Source organism: Marinactinospora endophytica, assembly GCF_054780875.1.
In genome coordinates, this window is sequence record NZ_BAAGVM010000042.1 from 1 (window position 1) to 675 (window position 675).

The 675-nt window shown below is 61.3% G+C and carries 1 protein-coding gene; it reads left to right on the forward strand.

All coding sequences use genetic code 11. The features are described 5' to 3' along the window. Positions 1-675, forward strand: a 675-nt coding sequence (locus tag ACYVHU_RS26690; RefSeq protein WP_498949924.1) for a Mu transposase domain-containing protein, incomplete at both ends; no start/stop codon positions are given.

A 675-nucleotide genomic window follows, 5' to 3' on the forward strand; every position in this document is an offset into this window, starting at 1 on the left:
CCCGATTGCCTCAAGAGTGCCGTCAGCGTGGCGCGCAAAACCGATCCGGATCTCAACCCCACCTACCAGATGCTGGCGGCCCACTTCGGTACGGCGATCATGCCCGCCCGGCCCCGCAAGCCGAAGGATAAGTCCAAGGCCGAGGTGGGTGTGCAGATCGTCACGCGCTGGATCCTGGCGGTGCTGCGTCATGAGGTGTTCCATAGCCTGGCTCAGCTCAACCAGCGGATCGCTGAACTGCTGACCCGGCTCAACCAGAAACCCTTCCAGAAGCTACCGGGCTGTCGCGCCTCACTGTTTGCCGAGCTCGATGCTCCGGCGCTCAAGCCGCTGCCGGATTATCCCTATCACTACACCAAAGTGATGTTGGTACTGGTTGGTAAGGACTACCACGTCGATCTGGAAAAGCACTATTACTCCGTACCTTATGCCTTGCAGGGCAAGCGGCTGGAGGCTCATCTGGCCGAGCATACCGTCACCCTGTATCACACCGGCAAGGTCGTGGCACAACATCCGCGCAGCCATCGCAAAGGTCAGCACAGCAGCCTGCCAGCCCATATGCCCGCCCATCACCAGGCGCTGCTGGAGTGGTCGCCCGAGCGTCTGCTCGGCTGGGCGGCGTCCATCGGACCTTACACCACGCATTGGGTGGATGGTTTTATCCGGAATGTGGCG